Source organism: Sulfitobacter sp. GN1-4, assembly GCF_055693825.1.
In genome coordinates this window covers 1,436,852-1,451,227 of the sequence record NZ_JBVFUQ010000003.1, presented here as the reverse complement: position 1 = coordinate 1,451,227, position 14,376 = coordinate 1,436,852, and the positions used below count along the sequence as shown (strand labels likewise).

Here is a 14,376-nt window from a genome sequence, read left to right as displayed (position 1 = left end):
TGCAGCGCTGCCGCCCTCTGAGGCGCGCCCTGAACGTCCCTACACCTTCGGGTCCGGGTTCTCCGTATGCCCATCCACCGCGATGACCTGACCCGATACCATCCGCGCCGCATCCGAGCCTAAGAACACCGCCATCTCCGCGATATCACGCGCCTCAACAAAGGACCGCATCGAAGTGCCTTGCGCATAGCCTGCATACACCGCGTCGCGGGTCATGCCCTTGGCGGCGGCTTCCCGCGCCAGCACGCCCTCCATGCGCGCGCCCTCAACCGCACCAGGACAGATCGCATTGGCCCGCACGCCGAATGGGCCCAGTTCCATCGCCAGAGTTTTCATCAAACCGATGACCGCCCATTTCGCCGCCGCATAGGGCGCGCGGTTGGGATAGCCATAGATACCGGCGGTGGACGACGTCAGGATCATTGCACCGCCCTGAGCGGCTTTCATCCGGGGGGCCACGTGCTTGGCGGCCAAAAACGCGCCCTCCAGGTTCACACTCACACAGGCGCGCCAGGCGTCCAGGGCGATGTCTTCGATCTGGGCGGTGGGGCCGGCCACACCGGCATTGGCGCAAAGCACATCAACCAGGCCCATCTCAGCCACCAACGCAGCCATCGCAGCTTCATCCGTAGCATCCGCAGTGCGGCATTCCCAATCGGCCGGACAGGCCGCCAGCGCTGCGCTGTCCACATCCGTGATCCACACCCGGTCTCCCCGCGCGGCAAAGCCTTCGGCCATGGCCCGCCCAATGCCCGACCCGCCTGCGGTGATCAGAACCTGCCTCACCGGGGGCCACCAATGGCGCGGCCCAACCCCTCGGGCCGGGGCAGCGCGGCATGACCCTCAGCCATCCGCACCAGCGCCGCTTCAATCTCAGCCGAGGGCGGCGATGGCTTGCGCGTCTCCAAGGAAACATGCAGCAAGAAATGCTCCCCCGTGGCCAAAAGCCGATCTGCCGCGCGCATCTCATGCCACAGGTGCATCTTTTTGCCCGCGCCCAGAATGACCTGGGTGTGGATCTCAATCACCGTGCCTGCGTGCACCTCATCAAGATGGCGGATATGAGTCTCAGCGGTGAAGTAACTGCCGCCAGAGGCGATATAGGCGGCATCACAGCCGATCATCTCCATGAACCGGTCCGTGGCATCGGCAAAGGCCTGCAAATACCGGCTCTCGGTCATGTGGCCGTTGTAGTCCGTCCAATCCAGCGGCACCGTGCGACGCGCGGTCAGCACCGGCGCATCTGCGGGCAGATCATTGGCCGCCGCCCCCAAAGAGGTGCCCGCGCGCATCAGCGCCTCTTGCGCATTCAGCAAAGCCCCCGCACCCCAGTTCTGCGCTTTCAGCCCGCGCATCATCGTCACCAGATTGTTGTCGCGGATACGCTCCAATTCGCGGATCGAATAGGCTCCGGACTGGGCATCTGACTGCCCCGCGATCAGATCGACCAACTCATCGGTGAACTCCGGCACATCCATCAACTTGGTCCAGGGCCATTTCAGCGCCGGACCAAACTGAGCCATGAAATGCTTCATGCCCGCCTCTCCGCCCGCCACGCGGTAGGTTTCAAAAAGCCCCATCTGCGCCCAGCGGATGCCAAAGCCATAGCGGATGGCATCATCAATTTCCTCAGTGGTGGCGATCCCGTCTTTGACCAGCCACAGCGCTTCGCGCCAGACCGCCTCCAAAAAACGGTCCGCCACATGGGCGTCGATCTCTTTTTTCAGGTGCAGCGCATGCATCCCCAGCGAAGAGAGCGTCGCCTTGGCGACCTCGATGAGCGCGGCGTCGCCCTCAGGGCCGGCAACCAATTCCACCAAAGGCAGCAGATAGACCGGGTTGAACGGATGGGCGACCATGATCTGGCCCGGCCGCGCCGCCCCGTTTTGCAACTCGGATGGCTTGAAGCCAGACGTGGAAGAACCGATGACCGCATCCGGCGCACAGGCCGCCTGCACCTGGGCAAAGGTGGCGTGTTTAATCTCCAACCTCTCGGGCACACTTTCCTGGATCCACTCAGCCCCTGTGACGGCGTCTGCGATGCTGGTGTGAAAGGTGATCTCCCCCTCAGGCGGCAGTGCGACGTCGGTCAGCCCTGGCAAGGACCGGCGGGCGTTGGCCAACACCTCGCTGATTTTGCGCTCCGCTTCCGGGTCAGGGTCAAACACCTGAACGCGCCAGCCGTTCAGGGCAAAGCGCGCCGCCCAGCCGCCGCCGATCACACCACCGCCAATGATTGCCGCCACTCTCGTCATTGCATTGCCCCCTTCAGTTTGGCCATATCCCAGCCGTTAAAATCCAAAATCTCTGTTGCCGCCGCGATCCGGTCTGCCGAAGGTGCCGCCGTCCGGTCAATCACCGCCGCCCAGCGTCCGCCCGCCTCACCCACTGCGGCGGTGCGAAACCCGTCGTCCACCCACATCACCACAAGCGTGTCCGCGCCCCGCAGAATGCCGGGGCCGGTGATCTGATACCGCGCCTCGCCTTGCGCTGTTTTGCGGGTCATCTGCCCGTCCCAGACGTATTGCACCGAGGGCGCGCAGGCGCCGATGCAGGCCACGGTCTGCCAGGTCTGGGCAAAGCGCGCGGGATCAAACCTTGTGGTGCCCGCCAGCGTCACCGTGGGGTTGCGCAACAGGCCCGGCGCCGCTGGCCCGCCGGGGGCTGTGGCGCATCCGCCAAGCCCTGCGGCGATGAGAACCGCTGCGACGCAGCGGTGCACGCGGGGTGTACGTCCGGTGTACGCTGTGTGGCTTTTCACGAAAGTTTAACTTTCTGCACTTGCATCATTTTGGGGCGCGTTTCGTCAGCCCCAGTTTTTCGCGCACTTCTGCGGGTCCGATGACCCGGGCACCCATGTTTTCAATGATAGTGGCCGCGCGTTCAACCAGCTGCCAGTTTTCCGCCAGCACGCCTTTTTCAAGCCAAAGGTTGTCCTCCAACCCGACCCGCACATTGCCCCCCGCCAACACGGCAGCAGCCACATAGGCCATCTGATTGCGCCCCAATCCAAAGGCCGAAAAGGTCCAGTCGTCCGGCACGTTATTGACCATCGCCATAAAGGTATTGAGGTCATCAGGCGCCCCCAGGGCACACCCATACAGAGCTGCACCAAGGCCGGACTGTCCAGCACACCATCGGCAACCAATTGTTTTGCATACCAAAGATGGCCTGTGTCAAAGGCTTCAATTTCGGGCTTAACGCCCAGCTTGGTCATCATCCCGCCCATGGCCGTCAGCATGCCCGGCGTGTTGGTCATGACGTAATCGGCCTCAGCGAAATTCATTGTGCCGCAATCAAGCGTGCAAATCTCGGGCAGGCATTCAGCCACATGGGCCACCCGCTCAGAGGCCCCGATCATGTCCGTGCCTTCGGCATCCACCGGGAACGGGGCCTCGGATGAGCCAAAGACAATGTCGCCGCCCATGCCCGCTGTCAGGTTCAGCACGACGTCAGTATCGCTGTCCCGGATCCGGTCCGTCACTTCGCGGTAGAGCGCTAAATCCCTGCTGGGCTTACCTGTTTCCGGGTCGCGCACATGGCAATGCACCACCGCCGCCCCCGCCTTGGCCGCCGCAATCGCGCTGTCCGCAATCTGCTTCGGCCCACGCGGCACGTGCGGGCTGCGGTCCTGTGTGCTGCCGGAGCCGGTGACGGCGCAGGTGATGAAAACGTCTTTGTTCATGGAAAGGGGCATGGCAGGCTCCGTGGTCAAATTTCACCGGACCATGCTCCAGGATGTGCGGCTGATCCATACCGAAAACGACACTTGTCAGGCAGCACCGCCGCGTTTCCTTTAAAGGAAACGTGACGAAGCCTTTGAAGGCTTCGGGAAAGCGGGCGCAACATCGGTAGCGTTTCCTTTAAAGGAAACGGATCGAAGCCTTTGAAGGCTTCGATGTAGTGAGCGCGGTTAAGGAAGTGGGGCGGTTCCTTTAAAGGAACCGATCCGAAGCCTTTGAAGGCTTCGGCCGACCGTTAATACGGCATCGGATGCGCGCGGTGCACATCGTCCAGCGCGTCCAGCACCTCTTGGCTCAGCGTCACCTCAGCTGCGCCCAGTGCCAGCTTTAACTGGTCCATCGTCGTGGCCCCAAAGATCGCGGACCCCATGAAAGAGCGCTGACAACACCAGGCAAGCGCCATTTGGGTGGGATCCAGCCCGTGATCTGAGGCAACTTTCAGATAGGCCTCCACAGCCTCAAAGGCCCGCGCCGTTTTGCGCCCCCCTAAGTCCGAATTCAACGACAGCCGAGAGCCGTCAGGCACCGCACCGCCCTGGTACTTGCCCGTCAAAAGCCCCGTTGCTAAAGGGGAAAACGCAAACATATCAATGCGTTCGTTGATGCACACCTCTGCCACATCAGTGTCTGCCATCCGGCACATGAGCGAATATTCGTTTTGCACAGAAATTGGCCGCGGGCCGCCGGTGCGGTGGGCGGCTTCGGCCCATTGGGTCATCCCCCAAGCGCTTTCGTTGCTCAGACCAAAGTAGCGGATCGTGCCCCGATCGACCTCATCTTGAAGCGCGCCCATCGCGTCCTCCATGTGGGCCATGGTGTCGGCGCGGTCTTGCTTGGCCGGATCGTAACGCCAGTTCTGCCGGAACATATAGCTGCCCCGGTTGGGCCAATGAAACTGGTAGAGATCGATGTAATCGGTTTTGAGCCGCCGCAGCGATCCTTCGACGGTTTCGCGAATCGTGGCTGATGAAATCGGGGCCCCATCGCGCACATGCGCCATCCCCGCGCCTGAGTGTTTGGTGGCCAGGATAATGTCATGCCGCTTGCCGGTTTTTTCAAACCACAACCCGATGATGCGCTCCGTGCGTCCGGTGGTTTCCGCGCTTACGGGGTTTACGGGATACATCTCAGCGGTATCGATGAAATCGACCCCTGCGTTCAGTGCAAAGTCAATCTGCTCATGCGCCTCTTCTGTGGTATTCTGTGTGCCCCAGGTCATCGACCCCAGGCACAGCTCGGGCACCTCAAGTTCACCGCCAAGTCTGTTTCTTTTCATCATTAGGCCCTTCCGTTTGTCGCCACCTTAGGTCGCCGCCAAGAGGCCGCAAGCGCGAATTCACCACCTCACTACACAACAATTTGCTAAAGGCAGCCCAAAACGACGCAATTTGTCGACTTTCCGCTTGGGGGCCTTGCACAACAGTGCCAAGCAGGGGCCATGCGCCTGCTCATTTCCTTTGCCGCCCTTTTCCTTTCTGTCATCCTGCTGCAGCTGTCCTCAGGGGGCGTGGGGCCTTTGGATGTGCTCTCTGGCACGGCGCTGGGGTTTTCGCGCCAAGAGATCGGTCTTTTGGGTTCGGCGCATTTCTTTGGCTTTTTCATCGGATGCTGGTGGGCACCCCGTTTGATGGGCTCCGTGGGCCACAGCCGCGCCTTTGCGGCCTTTACCGCCGCTGGCGCGATTGGCCTGATGGCGCATATGGTGATCATCGACGCCTACGCCTGGGCGGTGATGCGCGTGGCTTCGGGTCTGTGTGTGGCGGGGTGCTACACGGTGATTGAGGCCTGGTTGCAGGCGAAGGTCACAAATGAAACACGCGGGCGGGCCATGGGCATCTACCGGGTGGTGGATATGACCGGGTCGCTGGGGGCGCAGATGATGATCGGGCTTTTGGCCCCTGCCTCTTATGTCTCGTACAACTTGCTGGCCATCGGGTGCTGTGCGGCGCTGTTGCCGCTGACACTGACGACCGTCAAACAACCCGAAACGCCCAGTTCCCCCGGCTGCGCCCACGTCTGGCCATCACCCGCTCGCCGCTCGCGGCTGCGGGTGTTGTGGTGGCCGCGCTGTCGGCGGCGGCCTTTCGGATGGTCGGCCCGATCTACGGCCAGGAAGTGGGCCTGTCCGCAGCAGAGATCGCCTGGTTTTTGTCGGCATTCGTGCTGGGCGGGGCCATTGCACAGTTCCCCATCGGCTGGCTGGCGGACAAATATGACCGCCGCTGGGTGCTGATCTGGCTGTCGGTGGCGGCCATGATCAGCTGTGCTGTCACCGTAATGGCGAGCGGCATGGGGCTGGCAGGGATTTTGGTGACTGCGGGGCTTTTTGGCCTGACGACCTTTCCGATCTATTCGGTCGCCGCAGCCCACGCCCACGACTTTGCCAGCAGCGATGAACGTGTTGAGCTCTCTGCCGCATTGATGTTCTGGTATGCCACGGGGGCGATCTTTGCCCCCTATGTGGCCTCAGCCTTGATTGACAATTTTGGGCCAACGGCGCTCTTTATCATGATCTCCATTGGGCATGCGGTGTTGGTGGTTTTCGGCCTGGCATGGATGCGCGCGCGTCCCTCGCAAGAGGTCCGCACGCCCTATATCTACGCGCCGCGCACCTCTTTCACCATCGGTCGGTTGCTGCGCAAAGAGCGGGACAAAAAGTAACCCGCGCATCACGGTCAGAGGAATGGCAAAAAGCGCGCGCCGCACTTGCGCGTGCAATTGAACCTTTGCCACCAGCGGTCTATGTCAGCGCAGCGACTGCCCAAAGGAAACGTTATGGCCCGCCATCTGATCACATCAGCGATCCCCTACATCAACGGGGTGAAACACCTTGGTAACCTGGTGGGCAGCCAGTTGCCCGCCGATCTTTACGCCCGCTACCTGCGTGCGCGCGGGTCTGAGGTGCTGTTTTTATGTGCCACGGATGAGCACGGCACACCTGCCGAGCTGGCCGCAGCAAAGGCCGGGATGGACGTGGCCGATTACTGTGCGCAACTGCATGAGGTTCAGGCCGAGCTGGCCAAGGGCTTTGGGCTGTCGTTTGATCATTTTGGCCGCTCGTCCTCGGTACAGAACCGCAAGCTGACGCAGCAGTTTGCCGCTGTTCTGGCCGACCAGGGGCTGATCAAAGAGGTCACAACTCAGCAGATTTATTCCCCCACTGACGGGCGTTTCTTGCCCGACCGCTATGTTGAAGGCACCTGCCCCAACTGCGGCTTTGACAGCGCGCGGGGCGATCAGTGTGACAATTGCACCAAGCAGTTGAACCCAGAGGAGCTGATTGAGCCGCGCAGCACCATTTCGGGGGCCACGGATCTGGAGATGCGCGACACCACGCATCTGTTCTTGTTGCAAAGCCAGATGAAAGACAAACTGGACGCCTGGATCGACAGCAAGACCGATTGGCCGGTGCTGACCACCTCCATTGCCAAGAAGTGGCTGCATGATGGGGACGGTCTGCAAGACCGAGGGATCACGCGCGATCTGCATTGGGGCGTGCCAGTCAAACGCGGTGACGAAGATTGGCCCGGCATGGAAGGCAAGGTGTTCTATGTCTGGTTCGACGCGCCGATTGAGTATATCGCCGCCGCGCAAGAGTGGGTGGATGCTGGCAAGGGCACGGATTGGGAACGCTGGTGGCGCACCGATAAAGGGGCGGATGACGTGCGCTATACGCAGTTCATGGGCAAGGATAACGTGCCCTTCCACACGCTGAGCTTTCCTTCCACGATTATGGGATCGGGCGAGCCGTGGAAGTTGGTGGACTACATCAAATCCTTCAACTTCCTGAACTATGACGGCGGACAGTTTTCCACCTCGCGCGGGCGTGGTGTGTTCATGGATCAGGCGCTTGAGATCTTGCCCGCAGATTACTGGCGCTGGTGGCTGCTGAGCCACGCGCCTGAGACTGCGGATGCCGAATTTACCTGGGAGAATTTCCAGACGTCGGTCAACAAAGACCTTGCCGATGTGCTGGGCAATTTCGTGAGCCGGATCACCAAGTTCTGCCGGTCCAAGTTTGGTGAGGCTGTGCCAGAGGCGGGCAGCTTTGGTGCGCCAGAAGAGGCGTTGATCGCCGATATCGCGGCGCGGGTGTTGCGGTATCAGGGGCATATGGAAGCGATTGAGGTGCGCAAGGCCGCACAAGAGCTGCGGGCGATTTGGGCTGCGGGCAATGAATATTTGCAGGCCGAAGCGCCCTGGACCACCTTCAAGACTGACCCCGATAAAGCGGCCATGCAAGTGCGTTTGGCGTTGAACCTGATCCCGCTCTACGCGGTATTGTCGGCACCCTTCATTCCGACCGCATCCGCGCGGATGTTGGAGGCGATGCAGGTCCCTGACATGGCCTGGCCCGATGATGTGCCTGCCGCGCTTTCTGCACTGGCACCCGGACATGCCTTTGAGGTGCCTGAGGTGCTTTTTGCTAAGATCAGCGATGAAGATCGCGAAGGCTGGCAAGAGCAGTTTGCGGGCAAACGCGACTGACCTTGAAGTGCCTTTGTTGGCCGCTGCTTATTGCTGGCCTGCGATTGTTGTTGGGCCTCTATCCGTGTCGCCCCCGATCCGTGTCACCCCTGATCTGAATTGATCCCTGACCCTGCGGGCCTGTCGCCTGCACCGCGCGCGCAGCGCGCAGCGCGGGATTTGCCAGCTTGGCTCCCCGCCTTTGGCTAGAATTCCTCCCAGCCTTCGGCGTCATCCTCTTGGGACAGGTCGTAGGCCACATTGCCTTGCGTGGCAGGCATGGGGGCTGCAACCGGGGCCTTGGCGGGCGCAGCTCTTGGGGCCGGAGGTGCTGCCGGTTGGGGGGCCGCCTGCACAGCCGGTTTGGGGGCAACGGACTGCATTTTAAAGCGGGATACGGCGTTGACCAGCGCATCGGCCTCGGACGTGAGCGCGTGACTTGCGGCGGTGGTTTCTTCAAACATGGCGGCGTTTTGCTGGGTGACCTGATCCAGCTCATTCATCGCGGTATTGATCTCAACCAGCCCGCTCGATTGCTCCCTTGCGGAGGTTGCAATGCCCGCCACACTGTCCGAAATCTCTCTGACCGAGCTGACGATGGCATCCAGCGCCGTGCCGGTACGGTCCACCAGATCAACGCCCTGTTGCACCTGATCGCCGCTGGATTTGATCAGGCTGTTGATCTCTCTTGCCGCGTCCGAGGATCGCTGGGCCAGCGCGCGCACTTCTGTGGCAACGACGGCAAAGCCGCGTCCCGCTTCACCGGCGCGGGCGGCTTCAACGCCTGCGTTCAGCGCCAACAGGTTGGTTTGGAAGGCAATGTCGTCAATCACGCTGGTGATTTTGGAAATCTCTTGCGATGAGGTCTTGATCTCATCCATGGCAGACACGGCCTGGCGCGCGACTTCGCCTCCGTTTTCGGCGTTTGTCTGTGCGTCTGCTGACATTTTGGACGCGGTATCCGCCCCCTGTGCTGTGGATTGAACCGAGGCGGTCAGCTCATCCAAGGCGGCTGCGGTTTCTTCCAATGTTGCGGCCTGTTTTTCGGTCCGGCGGGACAGATCATCTGCGGCCGTGCTGATCTCTGAGGTTTCATTGCGGATCGAATCAGAGTTATGGGTGACCGCCTGAATGGCCTGACGCAAAGCCTGCATCGCGCCGTTAAAGTCATCGCGCAGCTTGGTGTAGGCGTCGGGCACCTGCCCTTTGATATCACACTCCAGATTGCCGCCAGCCAGCTTTTGCATCGCGTCGCTCAGCAAAGTTACGATCATCGCCTGCTCTTGCGCGGCTTTGGCCTGGCTTTCCTCAACTTCAGCAGCCTGCAAGGTGGCCGCAGTCACGTCGCGGCCTAAAAAGATGGCGGCCTCTGGCACGTCGTTCTCATCGCGCAGGATGGAAAAGCCCCCTTCTAGGAAACAGGGGCCGTGGGCACCGGGCAGTTGGACATCGAATTTGCCCCGCGCCACATCGCCTGCAAACATCCGGTCGGCAAAGTCAGCGCTTTGCCCCGCGAACATCGCTGTCAGGGCGGCCCCTTTCATGTCCTGCACCGTCGATCCGGCCCGCTTGGTTGCGACCGGGTTGGCGTCAGAGAGGCGTCCGTGCGTGTCAAAGATCAGCTGCAGATTATCCTCATTCAGCGCGTCGATCATGGCCGCGTTGCGCTTTTGCTCTGTCCTGTCGGACCACTGAAGAACACAGCCCGTGACCTTGCCAGACGGGTCAGACGCAACCCCGACTTTGACCTGAACGCGCGCATCACCCGCCTTTAGCATGACAACACGCGGGTCGCGCGTGGCCCCGGCACCCTGATCTTGTGCGAGCGTGTTTTTGAGGGCTGTGGCCAGATCGGTTAGCTGCAAGACATCTGTGCCGCTGAGGTCTTCGGGGGTCATCTGAGGCCAAAGGGCCTGCAATTCAGGCTGCAGTCGGGTCAACAGATCCTGACAGGCGGGATTGGCAAACATCACCTTGCCGGACGTGTCTGTCATCATGATTGCCGATGATGTCGCCTCAAACGCGGCCCCTTTGAAGGTGGTTTCCACTTCCGCCGCTTTGGCTGCCTGGAGCGAGGTGCGCAACACCTCCAACTCTCGGGCGATCAAGCCGATTTCATCCCGCCGCGATTGCTGCGGCACCTCAATATCCAATTTCTGCTCAGCGGCAGAGGTGATCGCCGTTCCAAGCTGCTTGAGCGGTCTGGATAACAGATGGCTGAGGGCGAATGTTGAGCCGAAGCAGCCCAACACCAAAGCAACAAGTCCTAACGCGAAGATCCTGACCTGCTGTGCCCAGGCCGCTTCCAACACGGCTTCCGTGCTCCAGGCGCTGAGAATGATACCCGCCAGCGATTCATCCGCGCCGAACAAAATGGGCTGAGCAATCAACATCCGATCTGGCGAAAACTGCGTTGTCATTTCAGACATTGCACTTTGCATGAGCGTTGTGGCCTTTGCTGTGCTCGGGGTCTGGCCGCTCGCAGATGCGCTATAAATTTCTGTGCCTTGTACATCAAAAACGGCAATGCCCCGGCTGTTGCGGCCGGACATTTCCACGACCTGAGACACAAGTTCGTCGATTGCGTCGATCTGTTGGAACTTCACCGCCCCACTCAATTGACCAGACAGCAGTTTTGTTTTCTCAAACGCGCGCTCTTGGATCGATTTTTCGACGGAAGCCACATAGTTCGCATTGGTGGTGGACAGGATCGCAAACAAAGCCACCAGACCAAAAAGCGATGTGAAAACGGATAATTTGAACAACAGGCTGTGCAGCGGATGAACGGAGCCTTGCGCTTTTGGTGCCTTTGAGGCCTTTGACATCGTGAACTCTCCTCAGCTTTCGGGGATCGTGTGACTAGCTGTGGGGGTTTAAGCAGGCAGGTCTTACGGCAGGCTTAACGCCTCAGCGGTTTGCGCGCGCCGCATCGCGCACAGCATCCGCAAGACCGGCAAAAGCATCGGCCAGGGGGTTGGAGCGGCGCCAGACCATGCCGATGGTACGGCCCGGCTGCGGATCGGGCAGACGGACACAGGACACATTGGCCGAACGGGTTTCCACGTCTTGGGCCATTTCGGGGATCATCGTCACCCCGATGCCGGCCCCCACCATCTGCACCAGGGTCGCCAGTGAGCTGCCGTCGAGGCCCGCGCGCGGCGTGGTGGGCGACACATTGCAAAACGACAGCGCCTGATCGCGAAAGCAATGCCCCTCCTCCAGCATCAAGAGCCGCATTTGGCGCAGCTGCTGGGCGTCGGGCACGGGGTGTTGCGCCTGTGATTTGGGGCGCACCAACAGAAAGTCTTCGGAAAACAGGGGCGTTTCGCTGAGCGCGTCCTCTTGCAGTGGCAGGGCCACGATCGCGGCGTCAAGCTGGCCTTGGAACAACTCCTCAACCAGTTTGGGCGTCAGCGTTTCGCGCACATGCAGATCCAGACCCGGATGGCTGCGCCCTAACTGAGCGATGAGACCGGGCAGCAGGTAGGGGGCGATGGTCGGGATGATCCCCAACCGGAAACGCCCGGTAAGCTTGCCTTGGGCGGCACGGGCGAAATCCGACAGATCATCGACCGCGCGCAGAATGTCGCGCACGCGCTCTGCGAAACTTTCGCCAAAGGGTGTCAGACGGACCTGGCGCGCACTACGTTCAAAAAGTGGTGTGCCCAGCGTGGCCTCCAGTTCTTTGATCTGCACAGACAAAGCAGGCTGAGAAATCGCGCTGGCCGCGGCGGCATGACCGAAATGCTGGTGTTGCGCCAGCGCTTCGAAATAGCGCAACTGGCGGAGGGTGAAGTTAGCCATAAGAAAAAGTTATCACACTGATGAGTTTTTCCAACTTAAAACTGTCACACGCGCTTGTTATAACGATTCCAAATCACCTACCGAGGAGAGAGACCCATGGACGGCAACGATTTCGAAAAGGGCGGCAAATGCCCGGTTATGCACGGCAGCACAAAGCATGTCACACATGACGCGCGGACCAACAAAGATTGGTGGCCAAATCAGCTTAACCTCAAGATTTTGCACCAAAACCCTGCGGCAGGCGATCCAATGGATGCAGGGTTTGATTACGCGGAAGAGTTTGCCAAGCTGGACCTTGAGGCGCTGAAAAAAGACCTCGCTGATCTGATGACCGATTCCCAGTGATTGGTGGCCCGCGGACTACGGCCACTATGGCCCGATGTTCGTGCGCATGGCCTGGCACGCGGCGGGCACCTACCGCACGGCAGATGGCCGTGGCGGTGCGGGCACCGGCGGGCAGCGCTTTGCGCCACTGAACTCTTGGCCGGATAACGGCAACCTCGACAAGGCGCGCCGCCTGCTGTGGCCGATCAAGCAGAAGTACGGCAAGCAGATTTCCTGGGCGGACCTGTTGGTGCTGACCGGCAACGTCGCAATGGAGACCATGGGTTTCAAAACCTTCGGCTTTGCCGGTGGCCGTGCCGACATCTGGGAGCCTGAGGAAGACATCTATTGGGGTGCGGAAGAGGAATGGTTGGAAGCCTCCGGCGGCCCCAACACACGCTACACTGGCGATCGTGAGCTGGAAAACCCGCTGGCGGCTGTGCAGATGGGCCTGATCTACGTCAACCCTGAGGGGCCAGACGGCAACCCGGATCCACAAGCCTCTGCCTATGACATCCGCGACACCTTTGCGCGCATGGCGATGAACGACGCGGAAACTGTGGCGCTGACCGCAGGCGGTCACACCTTTGGCAAAGCGCATGGCGCGGGCGATCCAAATCTGGTGGGCCCAGAGCCTGAAGGCGCACCGATGGAGGTGATGGGCCTGGGTTGGATCAACGCGCATGAAAGCGGTGTGGGTGCACATACCACCACCTCCGGCATCGAAGGCGCGTGGACACCGACACCCACCACCTGGGACATGTCCTATTTCGAAACGCTTTTGGGCAACGACTGGGAGCTGACAAAGTCGCCCGCGGGCGCGCAGCAGTGGAAGCCAAAAGGCGATGCGATGGCCAACTCCGTGCCAGATGCGGCATCCGGTGAGATGAAGTTCCAGCCGATGATGACCACCGCTGACATGGCCATGAAAGTGGATCCCGACTATTTGGCGATCTCGGAAGAATATGCGGCCGATCCCGACAAGTTCGCGGATGCATTTGCGCGCGCTTGGTTCAAGCTGACGCACCGCGACATGGGTCCAAAGGCGCGCTATCTGGGCGCCGAAGTACCTGCCGAAGACCTGATCTGGCAGGATCCGGTGCCTGCAGTAGACCACGCCTTGGTTGACGATGCGGACGTGGCCCAGCTGAAAGCCAAGATCATGGCAACAGGGCTGAGCACAGCAGAGCTGATTTCCGTGGCTTGGGCCTCGGCCTCTACCTATCGCGGGTCTGACCACCGCGGGGGGCAACGGTGCGCGCATTCGCCTTGCGCCGCAAAAAGACTGGGAGGTCAATGAGCCTGCCAAGCTGGCAAAAGTGCTGGAAGCGCTGGAAGGCGTGCAGGCCGAGTTTAACGCTTCAGCCTCGGGCGGCAAAAAGGTGTCTGTTGCGGATCTGATCGTGCTGGCCGGTTCTGCCGCCATTGAAGCGGCGGCAAAAGCAGGGGGCCACGACGTGACCGTGCCCTTCACCCCAGGCCGAACCGATGCCACGCAAGAGCAGACCGACGCGGAAAGCTTTGACGTGCTGGAGCCACAGGCCGATGGTTTCCGCAACTACCTGAAGTCCGAATTCTCTGTCCCGACAGAGAAGATGCTGGTGGACCGTGCACAGCTGCTGACGCTGAGCGCGCCGGAAATGACAGTGCTTGTTGGCGGTCTTCGGGTGCTGGGTGCCAACTATGGCGGGCGCAAGCACGGTGTCTTCACCGACCGTGAGGGCACGTTGTCGAACGATTTCTTCGTCAACATCTTGGACATGACCTGCACCTGGACCGCGATTGATGACGGCCAGGAAGTGTTCGAAGGCAAAGACCGCAGCAGTGGCGCTGTGGCACGCACCGCGACACGCGCCGACCTGATCTTTGGCTCCAACTCGCAACTGCGCGCGCTGGCTGAGGTTTACGGCAGTGCCGATGCTGAGGCCAAGTTCGTGTCAGACTTTGTCGCTGCCTGGGTCAAAGTGATGAACGCGGACCGCTTCGACATCGCCTAAGCGGGCATGGCCTTTTGAGAGGCCGCCCATAATGCAAAGCC

Annotated in this window: 7 protein-coding genes and 3 pseudogenes; 3 read left to right on the top strand and 7 right to left on the bottom strand. The window is 60.8% G+C overall.

The genetic code is table 11. The features are described 5' to 3' along the window. Window positions 1–39: 39 nt before the first annotated feature. The 5 genes and pseudogenes from ACZ1HM_RS07605 to ACZ1HM_RS07585 all read right to left on the bottom strand — a co-directional run bounded on the left by ACZ1HM_RS07605 (window position 40) and on the right by ACZ1HM_RS07585 (window position 5,019). Window positions 40–786 carry an SDR family oxidoreductase gene (locus tag ACZ1HM_RS07605; protein WP_472742243.1) on the bottom strand — a complete coding sequence of 249 codons (747 nt, stop codon included), beginning with the start codon at window positions 784–786 and terminating at the stop codon, window positions 40–42. Next, window positions 783–2,255 (bottom strand): carnitine 3-dehydrogenase, encoded by a 1,473-nt coding sequence (locus tag ACZ1HM_RS07600; RefSeq protein ID WP_472742242.1) that lies wholly within the window; start codon window positions 2,253–2,255, stop codon window positions 783–785. The genes ACZ1HM_RS07605 and ACZ1HM_RS07600 overlap by 4 nt, the downstream gene beginning before the upstream one ends. Then, window positions 2,252–2,761, bottom strand: coding sequence for a hypothetical protein (locus tag ACZ1HM_RS07595; RefSeq protein ID WP_472742241.1), 510 nt, complete (start codon window positions 2,759–2,761; stop codon window positions 2,252–2,254). Before ACZ1HM_RS07595 ends, ACZ1HM_RS07600 begins: the two co-directional genes overlap by 4 nt. 25 nt (window positions 2,762–2,786) lie before the next feature. Further along, window positions 2,787–3,616 (bottom strand): annotated as a pseudogene (gene bcoG, locus ACZ1HM_RS07590) (3-dehydrocarnitine:acetyl-CoA trimethylamine transferase BcoG). Window positions 3,617–3,978: 362 nt separating this feature from the next. Continuing rightward, window positions 3,979–5,019: an aldo/keto reductase gene (locus tag ACZ1HM_RS07585; protein ID WP_472742240.1), complete on the bottom strand. Its 1,041-nt coding sequence runs from the start codon at window positions 5,017–5,019 to the stop codon at window positions 3,979–3,981. Between the two features lie 162 nt (window positions 5,020–5,181). Between ACZ1HM_RS07585 and ACZ1HM_RS07580 the strand changes: the two are divergent. Together ACZ1HM_RS07580 and metG are read left to right on the top strand one after the other, a co-directional pair. Beyond that, window positions 5,182–6,404 (top strand): annotated as a pseudogene (locus ACZ1HM_RS07580) (MFS transporter). A gap of 114 nt (window positions 6,405–6,518) precedes the next feature. Beyond that, window positions 6,519–8,231, top strand: a complete 1,713-nt coding sequence (metG, locus tag ACZ1HM_RS07575; protein ID WP_472742239.1) for a methionine--tRNA ligase — start codon at window positions 6,519–6,521, stop codon at window positions 8,229–8,231. A 185-nt stretch (window positions 8,232–8,416) separates the two neighbouring features. On the opposite strand, the gene ACZ1HM_RS07570 is transcribed toward metG, so the two are convergent. Both ACZ1HM_RS07570 and ACZ1HM_RS07565 read right to left on the bottom strand, forming a co-directional pair. Next, window positions 8,417–11,035: a methyl-accepting chemotaxis protein gene (locus ACZ1HM_RS07570; protein WP_472742238.1), complete on the bottom strand. Its 2,619-nt coding sequence runs from the start codon at window positions 11,033–11,035 to the stop codon at window positions 8,417–8,419. An 82-nt stretch (window positions 11,036–11,117) separates the two neighbouring features. Further along, window positions 11,118–12,014, bottom strand: a complete 897-nt coding sequence (locus tag ACZ1HM_RS07565) for a LysR substrate-binding domain-containing protein (RefSeq protein ID WP_472742237.1) — start codon at window positions 12,012–12,014, stop codon at window positions 11,118–11,120. Between the two features lie 96 nt (window positions 12,015–12,110). On the opposite strand from ACZ1HM_RS07565, the pseudogene katG reads away from it, so the two are divergent. Further along, window positions 12,111–14,335, top strand: a pseudogene (katG, locus tag ACZ1HM_RS07560) (catalase/peroxidase HPI). Window positions 14,336–14,376 lie beyond the last annotated feature (41 nt).